The sequence below is a fragment of the Peribacillus sp. FSL E2-0218 genome (genome assembly GCF_037992945.1).
In the GTDB taxonomy this organism is placed as follows: Bacteria; Bacillota; Bacilli; order Bacillales; family DSM-1321; genus Peribacillus; species Peribacillus simplex_B.
In genome coordinates this window covers 4395639-4413422 of record NZ_CP150304.1, presented here as the reverse complement: position 1 = coordinate 4413422, position 17784 = coordinate 4395639, and the positions used below count along the sequence as shown (strand labels likewise).

The following is a 17784-nucleotide window of genomic DNA, read 5'->3' as shown; positions in this document are numbered from 1 at the left end:
TCGTTTGAGGCTTGTTAAGAAGACATCGTGATGCCGCCGTTGATATGGATGCACTGTCCTGTTATATAAGCTCCTTCATCAGATGCGAGCAGTACATAGGCCCCGGCGTGATCTGCCGGCTGCCCAGGGCGGCCAAGCGGTGCCTCCGTGCCAAATTCCGCTACGCTTTGTTCGTCGAACGTCGCCGGTATGAGCGGAGTCCAGATTGGGCCTGGGGCCACCATATTGACGCGGATCCCTTTCTTTGCCACATTCTGGGCAAGACTGCGTGTGAAGCCGACGATTGCCCCTTTTGTCGCCGTATAATCCATCAATGTAGCGTGTCCTCTGTACGGGTTGATGGAGGTCGTGTTAATGACGGAATTACCTTGCTTCATATGCGGGACGGCATGCTTGCTCATGTAGAATACGGAATATATATTGGTGCGGAACGTCTTGTCCCATTGCTCGTCCGTGATATCCTCAATATTTTCCGTCGGGTATTGCACCGCAGCGTTATTGACAAGGATATCCAGCTTGCCGAATTCGTCGACTGTTTTTTTGATCAATTCCTTGCAGGTCGCTTCCTCCGATACATCTCCTGGCAGCAAGAGGCAGCGAACGCCTTCCGCTTCAATCAGCTGCTTCGTTTCCTCTGCATCACTGTGCTCATCCAAATAATTCACCACGACATGGGCCCCTTCTTTTGCATACGCCATCGCAACCGCACGCCCGATGCCGCTATCGCCGCCAGTAATCAGTGCGACGCGGTCCTTCAGTTTATCGCTTCCTTTGTAATCTTTCGGCTGAATCGGCAGTGGATCCATCTTTGATTCGATGCCGGGCTGCCTTGGCTGTGTTTGTCCGGGCTGTCCATTTTTTTGCTGTTCATATATATTCAAGAAAATCTCCCCTTATATGATTTGATGTATGGATACTTTAGCCGTTAAGAAGGGCAGATAAACATCATGGTTGTGTAAGGGTCCCGTTTAAGGGCATACCAAACCAAGCATGAGAGGGAATGGTGCAATCATGAAAGTTTCGCCAAATCACCCCGAATTTCCGTAACAAAGAAAAATAAAGCTTAATATGATATCACGAAGGAAGGGGCGGAAAAATGGCAGCTATTAACGGAAATCAGTATATTGATCGGATTGACCGGCTAAAAGCGACTGTATGGATCGATGGAGATCTTGTGACGGGAAAGATTTCGGAGCATCCTGCATTTAAGGGTGTCATGAAAAGCCAAGGAAAATTATATGATTTCCAGCTTGAAGACCGAGTCAAACAAAAAATGACTTATCTATCCCCCTTAACGGGAAAACCGGTGGGAATGTCCTACTTACAGCCAAAGACAATCGATGATCTAGTCAACAGGCGCACCATGATTCAAGATTGGGCGAAGCTGAACAATGGGATGATGGGCAGAAGTCCGGATTATATGAATACGGTCATCATGGCATTTGCTTCTTCTGTAGGCTTATTGGCAGGCAAAGCGAATTGTTATCCAGAACATATAACGAATTTCTATGAATATGCACGCGAAAATGATTTATCGATCACTCATACTTTTATTGATCCGCAGGTAAACCGGGCCCACTATCATTTTGAAAATGCGGAGGAGCCGATTGCAGCAAAAATCGTCGAAAGAAATGCTGAGGGAATCGTGATCAACGGTGCGAAGGTATTGGCGACACAGGGCGGGATAACGGATGAAATATTAGTATTGTCAGCAGCAGGATTCGGGGGGAAGGATCAAGGTTTTTCATTCAGCATTCCCAGCAACAGCAAGGGCTTGAAATTCATCTGCAGGGATTCCTTTGTTGGCGGGGAATCTGCATTCGATCATCCTTTGAGTTCGAGATTTGAAGAAATGGATACGATTGTTGTTTTTGACCATGTATTGGTCCCCTGGGATCGGGTATTTTATTTTGATAATCGTGAAATCTCCAATACCTTCATGAATTCCAGTTCATTTTCCGCTTTCACCATGCATCAGGTTGTAGCCAGACGGATCGTTAAAACTGAATTCATTCTAGGCATTGTGCAATCCATCGTCGAGACGATAAATATTGGCGCCTATCAGCATGTCCAAGAAAAAGCGACCGAAATCATCGTTGCCCTGGAGACGATGAAAGCCTTGCTGTTTAAAGCGGAAATGGAAGCGCAAGTAGATGAATGGGGTTACATGAGGCCAGATCAATTAACGCTTCAAATTGCCTGTAATTTGTTTCCCAAAATTTATCCAAGGTTTACGGAAATCATTCAATTGCTAGGTGCAAGCGGGTTAATGACGACCCCAACAGAAAATGCGTTCCGATCCGGGATCAGAAAAGATTTAGATCGATATTTGCAAGGCGCATCCAAAAATGCAGAAGATCGCACTAAGCTTTTTCGTTTGGCATGGGATATGTGCATGAGTTCATTTGGTACAAGAGAAACGTTATACGAACGGTTTTTCTTTGGTGATCCAATCAGGCTTGCAAGCCAATTGTATTCTTCCTATGATTCTACACCCTATGTAAAACGCGTGGAATCCATTTTGTCGTCCACTGACCGCTTAGCCGATGATTGATTCGGCCTTTCGTCATTTGCTTGACACTATCATCCACATCAAGTAGCCCAAAACACGCAATCGCTAAGGTGTTTGATGGACTACTTTTTTTAGTGTCTTTTACACCCCGGCCAATGGCGGCGGGCGAATCTGGCATCGGCAAACCGACTCCATTGTAACGGCATCCCTTTTTCAAAGTTGTCTGAATTTTAATTTTTGGTGTGGGAAAAACCGTTGACAACAAATAGGTCCAAGTATATATTTATTTTAAGTAAAAATTTTACTTAAAATTTTTTATCGATAGTTGAAAGCGCATTCATCAAAACGGGAGGTGTGTTGCTGATAGAAGGGGAACGATGTCTTACGATCATCCATTCCTGATTGTATTCAAGTGGATCGAAATAAACATAAGGGAGTTAACCTAGATGAAAAAGAAAAAGCTAATCGGCGCTGTCCTGGCAACAGCGCTTGCGATAGGATCTTTGGCTGCTTGTTCCAATGAAGATAAAGCTTCGACCTCCGGTGATGAAGGCAACGGTAAAAAGATCACATTTTGGACACCATTTTCTGGTGCGGATGGCCCGAGAATGAAGAATATTGTCGAGAACTATAATAAATCGCAGTCTGAATATGAAGTGAATATGCAAATCGTTCCGCAATCGGATTATTATAAAACGGTCGATGTAGCATTTTCCGGTCAAAAAAATGCTCCTGATCTATTAATCATGCATACCGATCAGTTAACGAACTATGTGGAAAAAAATCTAGTGAAAGATGTTAGCGAGACAGTGGCATCTGCAGGTATCAAACAAGAGGACTATTCCGAAACGGCCTGGGGAGCCGGGACAGTGGACGGAAAGCAATATGCGATCCCGTTGGATATCCATCCCCTGCTTCTGTATTACAACAAGGACTTGTTCAAGGCTGCTGGTTTGGATCCTGAAAAGGCCCCGGTGAATCGGGAGGAGTTCCTCCGTTTTGCGAAAAAGTTAACGGACAAGTCAAAGGGACAATATGGCTATGTCGTGCCGACTCTTTGGCCGAATCAGTTCATTTACCCGACGATCTTCTATCAAAATGGCGGGGAATTTTTAAAGGATGGCAAGCCTGATTACAATAGCCCGGCTGGTGTTGAAGCATTGACCTTCCTGGCGGATCTTATCCACAAGCAGAAGGTGTCCCCGGCCAATGTTCAGCAAGATGGAGAAGTGAACCTTTTCCTTCAAGGCAAAAATGCGATGCAGTTCAATGGACCGTGGATGATGGAGCAGTGGGACAAGGCAGGCATTAATTATGGGGTTGCCGAAGTGCCGCAATTGGGAACGGAAAAACAAGCGGTATATGCAAATGGTCATAATTTTGTCATACCCGCTACTGTTAAAGATAAAGAAAAGTTGGCCGCCATCAATGATTTCCTGAAATTCGCTGCCAAGAACACATTGGAATGGGCAAAATCAGGTCAAGCCCCTGCTTCCAAGGCAATCTATGAGCAAAATGAAGAATTTAAAAGCATGGTTCAACAGCCTAAGGTTGCCGCTTCGTTTGAATACGCCAAGTTTGCCCCAAGAATTGCAAACTGGGGCCAGATCTCAGATCCATTATGGGCTGAAGTGAATCTGGCGTTATTAGGGAAAAAAGATCCAAAACAGGCGTTGGATGATGCAACGAAAAAAGCCGACCAGATCTTGAATAAATGACTTGAAGGGGGCGGCAGGTGAATATCACTTGCTTCCTCCTATTATTATATCGACCGCAGAGATTAATAAGGAGAGAAACCTATGCAGCGAACATCGTGGAAATCGAAAGCCACTTCCAGTTTATTTGTCTTACCGTACTTGATCTTGTTTACTGTTTTTCTCATAGCACCGATTGGATATGGGGTCTGGATCAGTTTGCACGATTGGGATTTGCTGAATCCGGTCAAAGAGTTCGTCGGGCTTAAAAACTACCTGAATATTTTTGACTCTGAATCCTATCTGCACAATTTATTTTTTGAGGGACTGAAAAATACGTTCTTGTTCGTCCTCTTCAGTGTGCCATTACTTGTCGCCGTCGGGCTTGGTTTAGCGCTGCTGCTGAATGCCCTGCCAAAGAAACTGACAGGTCTATTCCGAACTGCTTATTTCATCCCCTACTCTGTATCCGTTTCCATCGTTGCCATCATCTGGCTTTGGATATTTGATACGAACAGTGGCTTAATCAATCAATATCTCCAGAAGGTAGGGCTTTCGGCAATCCCTTGGCTGACGGATATCCCTTGGGCCTGGGTTTCCATCATCATCGCGACGCTTTGGTGGACGATAGGATTCAATATGGTGATCTTCACCAATGCCTTGAATGAGGTATCGGAGGAGTTATATGAAGCCGGTTCATTGGATGGCGCCAACAGATGGCAGACCTTCTTTCACATTACGCTGCCGACCATCAAGCCAACGATGCTATTCGTCACCCTTACCTCGACGATCGCATCCTTCAATATCTATGGCCAGCCTTATTTGATGACCAGGGGCGGTCCAGGCACATCAACGCAGGTCCTCCTGATGAATATTGTCGAGGAGGGCTTCAATCAGCGGCAATTGGGAAATGCCGCAGCGATGTCGATATTGATGGCCCTGATCATGATCATCATCTCACTCGTTCAATTTAGACTGACTAGGGAAAAGAAGGAGGCAATGAAGTAAATGAGAAATAAAGGGTTCAAGATATTTATAGTCACGATAGCGATTGTCGTTTCCATCTTCTTTATCGCTCCTCTTTTTTGGATGCTGGCTACTTCCTTTAAAACGGATCAAGAAGCCTTCACCTCTGGAATTAAATGGATACCGGAAGTATTCACGCTGGAGAATTATACGTATAGCCTTAGCGGCGGCTCGGATACGCCAGTCTTTACGTGGATGTCAAATTCGCTATTTGTCGGAATTGCAGGCACGTTGATCGTGTTAATTGTCGATACCCTTGCTGCATATGGTTTGGCGAGGCTGGACGTGCCTTTCAAAAAGCTATTGTTCGCGATGTTCATTGGCTCATTGACGATTCCATGGGTGATCACGTTTTTACCTTTATATATGGGGTTCAACCAGCTAGGTTTATTGGATACATATGCCGTGCTCATTTTGCCTTATTCCGCCAACGCATTTGGCGTGTTTCTTTTATATCAATCCTTCAAGGCTTTCCCGAAGGAATTGGAGGAGGCAGCCCATCTGGATGGAGCGAACAAATGGCAGGTGTTCACCAAGATTGCCTTACCATCTGCACGCCCCATTATTTGGACATTGGCGATTTTCACCTTCATGTCGATTTACAACGATTTCCTTTGGCCATTGCTGACGACAAGCTCGCCGGAAATGCGAACCATCACGACTGGCATTGCCATCATGCAGCAAGGAAGCTTCGTTTCTTCACCAGGAAGGCTAATGGCGTTAACGGCGATTGCCACCATTCCCGTTATCCTTATCTTCATTTTGGGTCAGCGCTCGTTCATCAAGGGAGTCACCCAAACAGGCATTAAATGAAATGATTGCAGGGGAGCGGGAAATGGGCAGGTATCCCGGAATGATTTACGATTCCCTTTAGGAATAGCCCCTTTCTTTTTTATGGATAATATGAAATTATTAAGATAAGGCACATACAGAAATTATGTAAGAATGGATTGATTAGGATGGCCACGATAAAGGATATAGCTGAAAAAGCTGGCGTTTCCATTGCGACCGTTTCAAGAGTTCTGAATTATGACGATTCCCTTTCCGTTACGGATGAGACAAGGAAAAGGATATTTGAAGCAGCAGAAACGTTATCATATAAACGGCGGGCTATACGAAAGGCAGCACCTTCCAAATTTGCGATTATCCATTGGTATACAGAAAAAGAAGAGCTTGAAGACTTATACTATATGTCGATCCGCTTTGGAATCGAAAGGCGCTGTCAGCAACTGGAGGCCCAGCTCGTAAAATATTTTTATAATGACCTGGAGGAAGTGAAGCTTGAAAATATCCAAGGGATCATTGCAATAGGGAAGTTCAGTAAGGAGCAAGTCCTTGCACTTGCGGAAATTACGGAAAACATCGTCCTCGTTGATCATAGTCTTGAAGATGATTCATTTGATTCCGTCAAAATCGATTTCGAGAAAGCCACTAAAAAGATCATTAACTATCTAATTGAAAAAGGACATACCTCGATCGGCTACATAGGAGGAAAAGAGTCCTATAAAGACAAATCCGGCGATATCAGGGATTTGCGCGAACAAACCTTCAAAATCTATGGAAATGAAAAGCAAGTGCTTGAAGAAAAGTTCATCTATATGGGGACTTTTTCCGTGGAGGACGGATACCGATTAATGAAAGCGGCCATTACCGAGCATGGTGACGAACTGCCTACGGCCTTCTTTGCCGGGAATGACTTGATTGCGATCGGTTGTTTACGTGCATTGCATGAAGAAGGCATACCGGTGCCCGAACGAGTCAATATCATTGGGCTCAATGATATCAGTGTTTCGAAATATGTCTATCCAGCGCTAACGACCCTTAAGGTGCACACGGAATTGATGGGGGAAACGGCAGCCGACTTAGTGATGGAGCAAGTGATGGGTCGCAAAATCGTCAAGCAAGTCTTGATCGGTACGGAATTGATCATCAGGAGCAGCAGCTTCTGAATGAAATGATGCAGAGTGAATCGTGATTCTTCAATTTTTTTGAGGAGTGCACATAGACCGTTACATTCCACTGCAGGTGCTCCCTTTCCGCGGGCGGTCCTTGAGCCTCCTCGGCTTTCAGCCCGCGAGGTCTCACGTAGACGCGCATTTCCCGCAGGAGTGTCGCGCCTTCCGTTTCATTCCACTCTGCGTGAAAACGGAGATGGAAACTTCATTGCCCACCGAACTGATGGTTATAGAACGAACGTTACATTCCACTACAGGCGATCCTTATCCAGAGGCGGTCCTTGAGCCTCCTCGGCTTTCAAGTGGGCACTGAAAAAGTCCGTTTAAAGAGAAAACGAAGCTAATTACCTACTGCATATAGGTTGTTAGCTTCTTTTATTGTCAGTATATAGATGAAAATTTAAAAAGCGTTATTTTTCAGCAGCCTCTTACAGCCTGCGGTGTCTCACGTAGACGCGTATTTACCGCAAGCAGGAGTGTCGCGCCTTGTTTTTCATTCCCCTTTGTAAGAATTTGAAGATAGCATTCCATTGCCCATAGCTCTGGATTATCTGTTCTTAGCCCGTTTCTTTTCACTTCAACCGGAAGTCTTGCATCCATCGTTCCGGGATCACGATGTTTTAACAATTACCTTTAACTCCCATTACTTTTAGCTTGAAACTATGGAATCCTTCCATGGTTTTTTATTTTGGTAAGAAAAAGGATTGATAAAAATTTTACTAAAATTATTGACGTTATTTTACTGATTATATAAAATGGTGTTGTAGGCGCTTTCAATAATCGTAATGACTTTTTTTATAAGGAAATCAATCATCTATAGGGAGAGAATGCCATGACATATCGCCAGGAATATCCAAGACCTCAATTTGTTCGCAAGGATTGGCTGAATTTAAATGGGGCCTGGTCATTTGCTTTTGACGATCAAAAAATTGGTTCCAATCAAAAGTGGTATGCGCAGGATGCCGCGGTTTTTGACAAGGAAATCCAAGTCCCCTTCGCCTATCAAACGAAGCTGAGCGGCATTGAAGATAAAAGCCTTCACGATATCGTTTGGTATAAACGGCATTTCGAACTGTCCGATCTATGGAAGGGAAAACGGATCCACCTTCATTTTGGAGCGGTGGATTATCGATCATGGGTATACGTGAATGGACAGTTTGTGGGATTTCACGAAGGTGGTCACACAAACTTTAAGTATGACATAACGGAGTATTTAACTGGCGGGGAAGAAACGGTCGTTGTAAAGGCAGAGGATCCATCCACGGATGAAACGATCCCGCGCGGCAAGCAGTTTTGGCTCGAAAATTCGGAGTCGATCTGGTACACGAGAACGACAGGCATCTGGCAAACGGTTTGGATCGAGCCGGTCGAGCCAGTGAGTGTGGAGAACCTTAAATGGACGCCGGATATCGATCATGGAAATATCCAAATGGAATTTGAGGTATCGGGAGACTACAGCGGAAAACATGTAGACGTCGAGATCAACTTCCAAGGGGAACGGATCGTCAAGGATAGCCTGTGCATCATGGAACGATATACGAGCCGCAGCTTCAACCTCCATAATCATAAAATTTTCAGAACGAACACGCACCATGACGGCTGGAACTGGACTCCGGAGAATCCAAACCTTTTTGATGTAACGATAAAATTGAAAGATGAGAATGGCAGGTTACTAGATGAGGTTGAAACATATTTCGGGATGAGGAAGGTCCATACGGAAAATGGCATGGTTTATTTGAATAATAAACCCTATTATCAAAAGCTTGTCCTTGATCAAGGGTATTGGGAAGATGGGCTGCTGACGGCCCCCACGGATGGAGATCTGAAAAAAGACATTGAATTGGCTAAGGAAATGGGCTTCAACGGGTGCCGTAAGCATCAAAAGACAGAGGATCCCCGTTTTTTATATTGGGCGGATAAGCTAGGCTATCTTGTTTGGGGAGAGTGTGCGGCATCCGCTTCGTTCAATAACGATTCGGTTGCCCGTTTAACGAGAGAGTGGATTGAGATGGTAGCAAGAGATTATAATCATCCTTCGATCGTCGCTTGGGTGCCCTTGAACGAAAGCTGGGGCGTGCCGCATATCAAGGATAATTCCAATCAGCAGCATCATTCGTTGGCGATGTACCACCTCCTTCACTCCTTGGATGGAACGAGGCTGGTGATATCGAATGACGGCTGGGAACTTACGAAAACGGATATTTGCGCCATCCACAACTACAATCACGGTGCGAAGGATGAAGAGGGCAAATATGAAACGTACAAAGGCGAGTTGGCGACAAAAGAGGCTGTCCTTGCGTCCATGCCAGCGAAACGAAAAATTTATGCCGATGGTTTTTCCCATCAGGGAGAACCGATCCTTTTGACCGAATTCGGCGGTATCGGCTATAAGGTCGGGGAAGAAGCTGGTTGGGGATATACATCGGCCGTAAATGAAGAAGAATTTGTAGGGGACTACCGAAGAATTATGGAAGCGATCTATGCATCCAACGTTCTTCACGGATATTGTTATACCCAACTAACGGATGTAGAGCAAGAAATCAACGGGATCCTGACCTATGATCGAAAACCGAAATGTGACTTGAAAAAGATCAAGGAAATCAATGATATGTGGCATCCGGAAACGATCTCTTAACGAAAAAGGGGCCAGTGGCAGAGGATATGAAGCTTTGCGCTGGCCTTTCATTTTATCAAGGATATATAAAGGAGGGCCCATGGACAAAAACACGTTAATAACTGAGTTTCAGCATGTATTTTCAATCGAGGCAAGTCAGGGGGTGCACACCTTCTTCTCGCCAGGACGGATTAATCTTATAGGGGAGCATACCGATTACAATGGGGGATATGTGCTGCCTTGTGCAATCACATATGGTACCTATGGCGTTGTCAAGCTAAGGGAAGATCGCCGCGTTCGTGTCTACTCAAAAAATTTCGCAAACAAAGGCATCATCGAATTCTCGCTTGATCGATTGGAATTCGATGCAAAAGATAATTGGGCTAATTATCCAAAAGGCATGATTCGTTATATACAGGAAAGAGAGGGAGCACTTCCTGTTGGCTTTGATTTATATGTGTCTGGCAATCTCCCGAATGGAGCCGGTCTTTCTTCATCCGCGTCACTCGAAATGCTGATGGGGGTCATCCTGGATGAGATTTTTGCTCTCGGGGTTGACCGTATCGAGCTTGTCAAGCTTGGACAAAAGGTCGAGAACGAATTCATTGGGGTCAACAGCGGTATCATGGATCAGTTCGCTGTCGGGATGGGGAAGGTGAATTGCGGGATATTCCTGGACTGCCAAACACTTGAATATGAGTATGCCCCGCTGAATATCGAGGGCCATAAAATCATCATCATCAACTCCAACAAAAGAAGGGAACTGGCAGACTCCAAGTATAATCAGCGCCGTTCGGAATGTGAGGAGGCATTGCGGCTTTTGCAAAGTAAGCTGGATATCCAAAGCCTGGGTGATCTTACGGAAGAGGAATTTGAAGACAACCTTTCCTTGATTGAAGACGATATGCTAAAGAGGCGGGCCAAACATGCGGTGTATGAAAACAACCGGACAAAAAAAGCCTTGAAATCGCTGAAGGAAGGGGACTTAAGCACCTTTGGAAACCTCATGGATGAATCTCATCTTTCCATGCGCGATGATTATGAAATCACGGGAATTGAATTGGACACCCTAGTGGAAGCGGCGTGGGAACAAGCGGGAACCGTGGGAGCGAGAATGACCGGCGGCGGTTTTGGCGGATGTGCGATAGCATTGGTCGATGCGAATGAGGTGGATTCCTTTATCAAAGAAGTCGGTGGACGGTATAAGCAAGAAATTGGCTATGAAGCCGATTTTTATGTAGCAAGCATAGGGGACGGAGCCAAACGAATCTGAAGGTCCGCTCTCGTCTCTCGGTCCCCTGAGATTAAAGGCAAAAGATGCATGGAAATGGCATTGAACCGATCCACCAGGATAGGAAAAATAGATTAGCGAAGGAGTGTTTATATGGACATATATACAGCTATTCAAACACTTCTGAATCGGGCCGTTCAGCTCCATTTGATGGTGAAAGAGGATGAAATTTATTCCCGCAATCAAATGTTGGCCATCCTTCATTTGGAGGAATTCCCGCTTGCGGCAGAGGAACGGAAAAATGCAGCGATTCCTGATTTGCTTGAGGAAATGGCGGTTTATGCCAGCGAAAAGGGCATCATTGGTGATCTCGACATCGATAAAGAAATCCTCAGCAGTAAAATCATGAATGTTCTCATCAAAAAACCGTCGGAAGTGAATGGAACCTTTTATGAAAAGTATCAGCAAGACCCGAAAGCGGCGACAGAATATTTTTATCGATTGAGCCAGAACAGCAATTATATACAAATGAAGCATATCCATAAAAACATCAACTACAAATTGGAAAGTCCATTCGGTGAACTCGATATTACGATCAACCTCTCGAAGCCGGAAAAGGATCCAAGGCAAATCGCGTTGGAGAAAGAAAAACGGCAAGCCCTATCCTATCCCCGCTGCCTCCTCTGCGTCGAGAATGAAGGGTATAACGGGAGGATCGGCCATCCGGCACGTTCGAATCATCGGACGATCCGGCTTGAATTGACGGATGAACGCTGGCATTTTCAATTTTCTCCGTACGTTTATTATAATGAACATTGCATTGTTCTTTCGGAAGAGCACCGTGATATGAAAATAACCAAAGGAACATTTTCAAGGCTCTTGGAATTCGTGGAAAAGTTTCCCCACTATTTTATTGGTTCGAATGCAGATCTCCCGATTGTAGGAGGGTCGATATTGAATCATGATCATTACCAAGGCGGGAGATATGAATTTGCCATGGAAAACGCAGTGGAAGAATTCCGCTTCGACGTGGACGGTTTTCCGGAAGTGACAGCCCATACCTTGAAGTGGCCGATGTCAGTCATTCGTCTAAGAAGTGAAAACAAGGAAGAGTTGATGGAAGCGGCGGCGGACATCCTCGAGAAGTGGAGGCTATACTCGGATGAAGAGGCGGAAATAATCGCTTATTCAGGTGAGACGCCGCATAATACGATCACGCCGATTGCACGCTGGAAGGATGGTCATTTCGAGCTGGATCTTGTACTGAGGAACAATCGTACAAATGATGAGCATCCAGATGGAATCTTTCATCCCCACCGTGATGTGCATCATATAAAGAAGGAAAATATCGGCTTAATCGAAGTGATGGGTCTTGCCGTTCTTCCGGCAAGGCTGAAAGAGGAGCTGGAGGAGATCGAAGCCTATTTGTTGGGCGGAACGAAAAAAGTGCAGGGATATCATTCGTCATGGGCTAACGAAATCAAGGCACGCTATGAGGCAAGCATTTGTAAAGAAACCGTTCAAGGCATCCTGCGAAAAGAATTGGGTGTTAAATTCCTCAGGACATTGGAGGACGCCGGCGTATTCAAAAGGGATCTGCAGGGTCAACAGGCATTCCGCCGGTTTTGTCTGAGTCTATAGGATGGAGGAGAAGGGAAATGAAGGTATCTCAAGCTTTTTTAGGGGAACTGGATGGAAAGCGAATCGTGGAACATAAAATCGTCAATGATGCAGGGATGGAAGTAACATGCCTCAATTATGGCTGTACAATCACCAGCATCTTCGTTCCTGACCGACATGGGAAAACGGAAAATGTTGTACTCGGTTTTGACACCGTTGCCGAATATCAGAAGCATTCCCCCTATTTTGGCTCAGTGATCGGACGCCACGCTGGCCGGATTAAAAATGGGCTGCTTACAGTGGATGGAGAGACGTACAGACTTGCCCAAAACAATCTTGGCAACCATCTTCATGGCGGCATCAAAGGGTTTGATAAAGCGGTTTGGGATGTATCCATCACCGAAGAGGCCGACTCAATAAGCCTTCGCTATAGCCGTTTAAGCGACCATCTGGAGGAAGGCTATCCTGGAACGGTTGAACTGGCGGTGATTTATACGGTGACAAACGATCATGAAATCATCCTTACGCTCGAAGGCGAAAGTGATCGACCGACCATTTTGAATCTTACCAATCATACGTACTTTAATTTGAGCGGCAATCTGAAACGGTCAATCGCATTACATCGGCTGACGTTAAAAAGCGATCAATGCCTGGAGCTTGATGATTGCTTGATACCAACAGGTCAGGCCTTGGATGTGGAGGGGACTGTATTCGATTTCCGCAAAGGCCGTGTTATCCAAGACGGAATCACATCACGGCATCCGCAAAACCTCTTGGCTGGAAACGGGTATGATCATCCTTTTCTATTACGAGGGGGCGATTCAGCGGACATCGTTTTGGAAGATGAAGAAAGCGGCCGCAGACTTATCATTGAAACCAATCAGCCCTCGGTCGTTTTATACACCGGCAATTCTTTGGAAGATGATTTTCAAATTCGCGGAAAGCAATCGGGAAAATACCTGGGCCTGTGCTTGGAAACCCAAGGTATCCCGGATGCCATCAATCATCCACAGTTCCCTACTACTCTTGTGGGCGAGGGGGAGCGGTATAAGTCTGTGACCAAGTGGCGTTTTGGCACAACCGAATAAATGACTCCTCATGGAGTGTGGACCCCATGGAGGTTTTCAGACTGCAGGCAAACTCCACAGCATTGGAATTTGTCTGCTTTTTTCCATTCCTTGATGCCACTGTCCTTCTGTCCCATTAAAAATCCTAGCAAAATCAGACCATGAAGATTTGTACAAACAGATCCCGGGAGAAGATAATCCAGTAGTGCTGGAACTGAAGAGCTTAGCCATGCATGACGCATATCATATTGGGCAGATTGTATGCCTAAGTAAAATCCAAGGAGCTTGGGCAAGGAAATGAAGCTTTTAATGGAATAAGAAGGGGGAACATCCCATTCGGACGTTCCCCTTGTCTATACCTGAATGACCACTTTGACCCTTTAAGCTAAATCGCTGCTTAATCGCATAGAACGTTCTTGGAGGCTATCGCAAGACAGGGTATACGCAGCTATTTTCTTCTTGTATTGTTTAACTACATCGATGTGGTCAGGGTAGATGAAGACATGTAACTTTATATCTTTTTTACCTTGTTTCGTATCAAAGATTAATGGAGTTCCCCCGTTTTCCGGATGCAAAAACAATCGTTCGTTGCCCGGGAATATATGTTTTTTCTTTAAGAATTTCGCCTCATTATAATGATTTATAACATGCAGCTTGTCTTCGCCCTCCAAGCGTTTTCCCTGGATCGTCAAACTTGTATGAGCTTGGTTGAGTTCGAAATGAAGTTCGAATTTCTTAAGGATCCAATTCACTGTACTCGTTGGAAGACAGGAAACCAGTAGCTTAATGATACTAAAGAAAATGGTTAAAATTAAAGCGGTCGTTGTCACCTATCATCATCTCCGTAATATTTAATAATATATTATTGAATTGATGATAACATGCTAAAGCAGCTCAGGGCATAATAGCTCTCAAAGTTAATAAATTGTCCACATTTGTTACCGAGTCTTGAAAATAAAAAGTAACGGTCATCCCACCCTTCAGGTTTCCTGGAGTTTTTTTTCATGAGTAAAAAAAGCTGAGACAAAAAAAGGAGAAAGGCGAATGGATATCGTATAACCAAGTAGGACTTTTTGCGTCATTAAAGGGAGTGAAGAAAATGGAAGCGTCAATAGAGAGGATTTTCACCGCTGAAATGGTGGAGTTGGCCGGGCGTTATTTTCAAGTGAACACAGGGAATCCGGTCAAATTGGGCGATGCCGAGAACTATGTATTTGAGGTTTATCGCGACGGGACACCATATATTCTGAGGTTGACCCATCAATCACATCGTGCAAAAGCTCAAGTGCTGGCTGAGCTAAAATGGATGGAGTATCTGCACAATGACGGATGCGCGGTTCCGAAGGTTATTCCTTCAAGGGACCATAACCTGGTTGAAATGGTAAAGGGGCTTGATGGGTCGGAGTTTCATTGCTGCCTGTTTGAAAAGGCCCCTGGTGCAAGAGTGAAGCTAACGGATGTTAATCATGACGGGGATTTATTTTATGTATGGGGGAAAACGATAGGTCAGCTGCATAAAAAAACAAAAGACTACATTCCTGAAAAAGTTTATCAAAGGATGGATTGGCATGAAGAAGAATTATTGGATGCTGCACACTATCAAGCCGATGCTCCGGAACAAGTGTTGCGGCAGCAAGAAGTAATCACCAGCAAACTAAAGGCGCTTCCAGTCCACCGCGATAACTTCGGCTTGATTCATTCCGATATTCACCACGGGAATTTCCATTACCATGAAGGCAGGATTCACATCTTTGACTTTGATGACTGCTCCAATCACTGGTTCGCCAGCGACTTGGCCATCCCTTTATATTATTTGATCGGGAGCTTGGAACGCGAAGGCGTGGAAGACCTGGATGGATATGCCGCCCAATTCATGAGGGCATTCATGAAGGGCTATGAAACGGAAAATAAACTGGCACGTGAAGATTACGAGACAATTCCTTTATTTTTGAAGGTAAGGGATCTTACATTATATAATTTTTTTCATAAAAAATATGATTTGGAAAATTCGGATCGTGAATGGAACAAAACGGTTCGAACGATCGAAAAAAGAATCATCGAAAACCGTCCGATCGTTCACTTCGATTTGGACGTGGCATCACGATGACACGGGGGATCGAGCAGGCATGATATACAAGGCACTAATACCTGAATTATCCGTAACGAATATTAGTGAATCGAAAAAATTTTATCTTGATATTTTGGGATTTCATTTGGAATATGAACGTGTGGAAGATAAATTCGCCTTTCTTTCATTAGGCGAAGCGCAAATGATGATAGAAGAATTGAATGGGAGCTGGAATACAGCTGAATGGATGTATCCGCTTGGTAGAGGAGTTAACTTTCAAATTGAAATCGATGATGTTGAAGGAATGGCGGCTGCTTTAAAAGGGCATGGAATAAAATTATTCAGGGATGTAATGGTCAATCATTACGAAAGCGCTGACGGGGGTGTCACCGTGAAGGAGATCTTAGTGCAAGATCCGGATGGGTATTTACTAAGGTTTTCACAGATGATATCAGCTGGCAGCATATGAAAAATGGGGGAGGGAAGAAGGATGTCCGAGACGCTTTCATATAAAATCAGGACTGCTGAAGGGAAAGATGCAGAAGCGGTTTTGACCATACAGCAAGCCGTTATTTCCGAAGGCGAGTATTTCATTGCCGTATCGGACGAGTTCAATAAAACGGAGCAGCAGCAAAGGGAATGGATACAAGGACTATTGGAAAATGACAGGGAAACGATCATTGTCGCCGAAGTGAAGGGGGAAGTCATCGGCTGGATAGTGTTTCAATCTGAAAAACGAAAAAGGATGTCGCACAAGGGCTCATTTGGCATCATGATCAGCGACAGTTACCGTGGGTTGGGAATCGGAGAAAAGCTGCTTCGTGCATTATTGGATTGGGCAGAAGCGAACCCGCTCATCGAGAAGGTGAGTTTGGGCGTGTTCTCCACCAATCACCGGGCCATTTCCTTATACAAAAGGATGGGGTTCGTTGAAGAAGGCCGTAAAATCCAGGAATATAAGCTGAATGATCATGTATACGTGGATGACATTTTGATGTATAAGTTGGTTTGATGATCGAAAGAAAAAAGGGCAGGTATGGAAACAGTTGCCTCCATGCCTGCCCTTTCCGTTATGTAATGGATTTATATGATGAATCAGCAATCGGTCATTTGATGACCTTGACCTTCACTTGCTTTCTTCCCCATGTTAACGCATCATCTTCCTTTGGAATGAATACATCGATTCTGTTTCCTTTGATGGCGCTGCCCGTGTCTGCCGCGATGGCTTGTCCGTACCCCTCGACTTCAACGATGGAGCCTAACGGAATGACATTGGGGTCGACGGCTATCAGTTTCACATCATCATACTTTTTCAGGTCGACGCCCATTCTGGTGGTACCTGAGCATCCCTGGCAGCTCGCTGTATAAGCTGTGCTTGTGACCGTAAGCTCTTTGGCGGATGAACTCGCTACACTAGCTGTTTCCTTCAATTTACTGAAGGTCCGTGCACCGGCCATTCCATCGGCCGATAATCCCTGTTGTTTTTGAAAATTGATAACGGCTTGCTTCGTGCCTTTGCCATAGATGCCATCAATCGTCGATGTGTAGGCATCCTTTGCTTTCAATAACCTTTGCAGCTCTGCTACTGGTCGTCCCATATCCCCGCTGCGCAACACCTGTATTTTTTGATTCGTTTTCGCTCCCGCTATTCCATCGGCTTTCAATCCCGATTTCACCTGGAACTTCTTAACCGATGCTTTTGTAATCGGCCCATAATACCCTGTTTCTTCATGATAAGGGAAGACCCCTTTGGTCATTAATAATTCTTGGAGCTCTTTTACATCACTATTACTCATTCCGAATGAAAGGGTGCGATTCCCGGCTGCGGCTTCGCTGTCTGTTGGCGTGCAAACGCCTAGAATGAATACGGAAGCCGTCAGGATCGTTAATATTATCTTCTTCATGTTTATCCTCCTCGTTGTTTCCTGCAGTTAAACGATTCGTTAACCCATCCCCTTTTTTAGCGCAGGTAAGGAAAAACACCGCGAAGGCACTAA

The 17784-nt window shown here is 44.9% G+C and carries 16 protein-coding genes; 12 read left to right on the top strand and 4 right to left on the bottom strand.

Annotated elements, in window-relative coordinates:
- Nucleotides 1–14: 14 nt before the first annotated feature.
- Nucleotides 15–881 (bottom strand): SDR family oxidoreductase, encoded by an 867-nt coding sequence (locus MHI53_RS21265; RefSeq protein ID WP_061142742.1) that lies wholly within the window; start codon nucleotides 879–881, stop codon nucleotides 15–17.
- Nucleotides 882–1096: 215 nt separating this feature from the next.
- Here MHI53_RS21265 and hpaB point away from each other — a divergent pair, with 215 nt between their 5' ends.
- The 5 genes from hpaB (at nucleotide 1097) to MHI53_RS21240 (ending at nucleotide 7181) form a co-directional block, all read left to right on the top strand.
- Nucleotides 1097–2554 carry a 4-hydroxyphenylacetate 3-monooxygenase, oxygenase component gene (gene hpaB / locus MHI53_RS21260; RefSeq protein WP_340372220.1) on the top strand — a complete coding sequence of 486 codons (1458 nt, stop codon included), beginning with the start codon at nucleotides 1097–1099 and terminating at the stop codon, nucleotides 2552–2554.
- 404 nt (nucleotides 2555–2958) lie between these two features.
- The gene (locus MHI53_RS21255; protein ID WP_340372219.1) at nucleotides 2959–4230 is read left to right on the top strand and encodes an ABC transporter substrate-binding protein; all 1272 of its coding nucleotides are present in this window, start codon (nucleotides 2959–2961) and stop codon (nucleotides 4228–4230) included.
- Nucleotides 4231–4311: 81 nt separating this feature from the next.
- Nucleotides 4312–5214 (top strand): sugar ABC transporter permease, encoded by a 903-nt coding sequence (locus MHI53_RS21250; protein ID WP_061142745.1) that lies wholly within the window; start codon nucleotides 4312–4314, stop codon nucleotides 5212–5214.
- Complete coding sequence (locus MHI53_RS21245; protein WP_061142746.1) at nucleotides 5215–6045, top strand: carbohydrate ABC transporter permease; 831 nt, start codon at nucleotides 5215–5217, stop codon at nucleotides 6043–6045. It abuts the gene before it with no gap.
- A gap of 146 nt (nucleotides 6046–6191) precedes the next feature.
- A complete protein-coding gene (locus MHI53_RS21240) occupies nucleotides 6192–7181 on the top strand; it encodes a LacI family DNA-binding transcriptional regulator (RefSeq protein ID WP_061142747.1) in 990 nt (329 codons plus the stop codon).
- A 423-nt stretch (nucleotides 7182–7604) separates the two neighbouring features.
- On the opposite strand, the gene MHI53_RS21235 is transcribed toward MHI53_RS21240, so the two are convergent.
- The gene (locus MHI53_RS21235; RefSeq protein WP_061142748.1) at nucleotides 7605–7814 is read right to left on the bottom strand and encodes a hypothetical protein; all 210 of its coding nucleotides are present in this window, start codon (nucleotides 7812–7814) and stop codon (nucleotides 7605–7607) included.
- 205 nt (nucleotides 7815–8019) lie between these two features.
- Between MHI53_RS21235 and MHI53_RS21230 the strand changes: the two genes are divergently transcribed.
- The 4 genes from MHI53_RS21230 to MHI53_RS21215 all read left to right on the top strand — a co-directional run bounded on the left by MHI53_RS21230 (nucleotide 8020) and on the right by MHI53_RS21215 (nucleotide 13740).
- Nucleotides 8020–9822: a sugar-binding domain-containing protein gene (locus tag MHI53_RS21230; RefSeq protein ID WP_340372218.1), complete on the top strand. Its 1803-nt coding sequence runs from the start codon at nucleotides 8020–8022 to the stop codon at nucleotides 9820–9822.
- Between the two features lie 79 nt (nucleotides 9823–9901).
- A complete protein-coding gene (locus tag MHI53_RS21225) occupies nucleotides 9902–11074 on the top strand; it encodes a galactokinase (RefSeq protein WP_340372217.1) in 1173 nt (390 codons plus the stop codon).
- Between the two features lie 111 nt (nucleotides 11075–11185).
- Entirely contained in the window at nucleotides 11186–12673 is a 1488-nt protein-coding gene (galT, locus tag MHI53_RS21220; protein ID WP_061142751.1) for a UDP-glucose--hexose-1-phosphate uridylyltransferase, read from the top strand.
- A gap of 17 nt (nucleotides 12674–12690) precedes the next feature.
- Complete coding sequence (locus MHI53_RS21215) at nucleotides 12691–13740, top strand: aldose epimerase family protein (protein WP_340372216.1); 1050 nt, start codon at nucleotides 12691–12693, stop codon at nucleotides 13738–13740.
- Nucleotides 13741–14099: 359 nt separating this feature from the next.
- Here MHI53_RS21215 and MHI53_RS21210 read toward each other — a convergent pair whose 3' ends face one another.
- Nucleotides 14100–14549 (bottom strand): YfmQ family protein, encoded by a 450-nt coding sequence (locus MHI53_RS21210; protein WP_340372215.1) that lies wholly within the window; start codon nucleotides 14547–14549, stop codon nucleotides 14100–14102.
- Nucleotides 14550–14818: 269 nt separating this feature from the next.
- Here MHI53_RS21210 and MHI53_RS21205 point away from each other — a divergent pair, with 269 nt between their 5' ends.
- From MHI53_RS21205 to MHI53_RS21195, 3 genes are read left to right on the top strand one after another with little or no spacing between them, the layout of a single operon-like run.
- Nucleotides 14819–15826, top strand: coding sequence for a phosphotransferase (locus MHI53_RS21205; protein ID WP_061142754.1), 1008 nt, complete (start codon nucleotides 14819–14821; stop codon nucleotides 15824–15826).
- A gap of 19 nt (nucleotides 15827–15845) precedes the next feature.
- Complete coding sequence (locus MHI53_RS21200; protein WP_340372214.1) at nucleotides 15846–16256, top strand: VOC family protein; 411 nt, start codon at nucleotides 15846–15848, stop codon at nucleotides 16254–16256.
- A 21-nt stretch (nucleotides 16257–16277) separates the two neighbouring features.
- A complete protein-coding gene (locus tag MHI53_RS21195; protein ID WP_340372213.1) occupies nucleotides 16278–16799 on the top strand; it encodes a GNAT family N-acetyltransferase in 522 nt (173 codons plus the stop codon).
- A 94-nt stretch (nucleotides 16800–16893) separates the two neighbouring features.
- Here the strand turns inward: MHI53_RS21195 and MHI53_RS21190 are convergent, their stop codons facing one another.
- On the bottom strand, nucleotides 16894–17691 hold the full coding sequence (locus MHI53_RS21190) for a peptidoglycan-binding protein (protein ID WP_340372212.1): 798 nt from the start codon (nucleotides 17689–17691) through the stop codon (nucleotides 16894–16896).
- Nucleotides 17692–17784 lie beyond the last annotated feature (93 nt).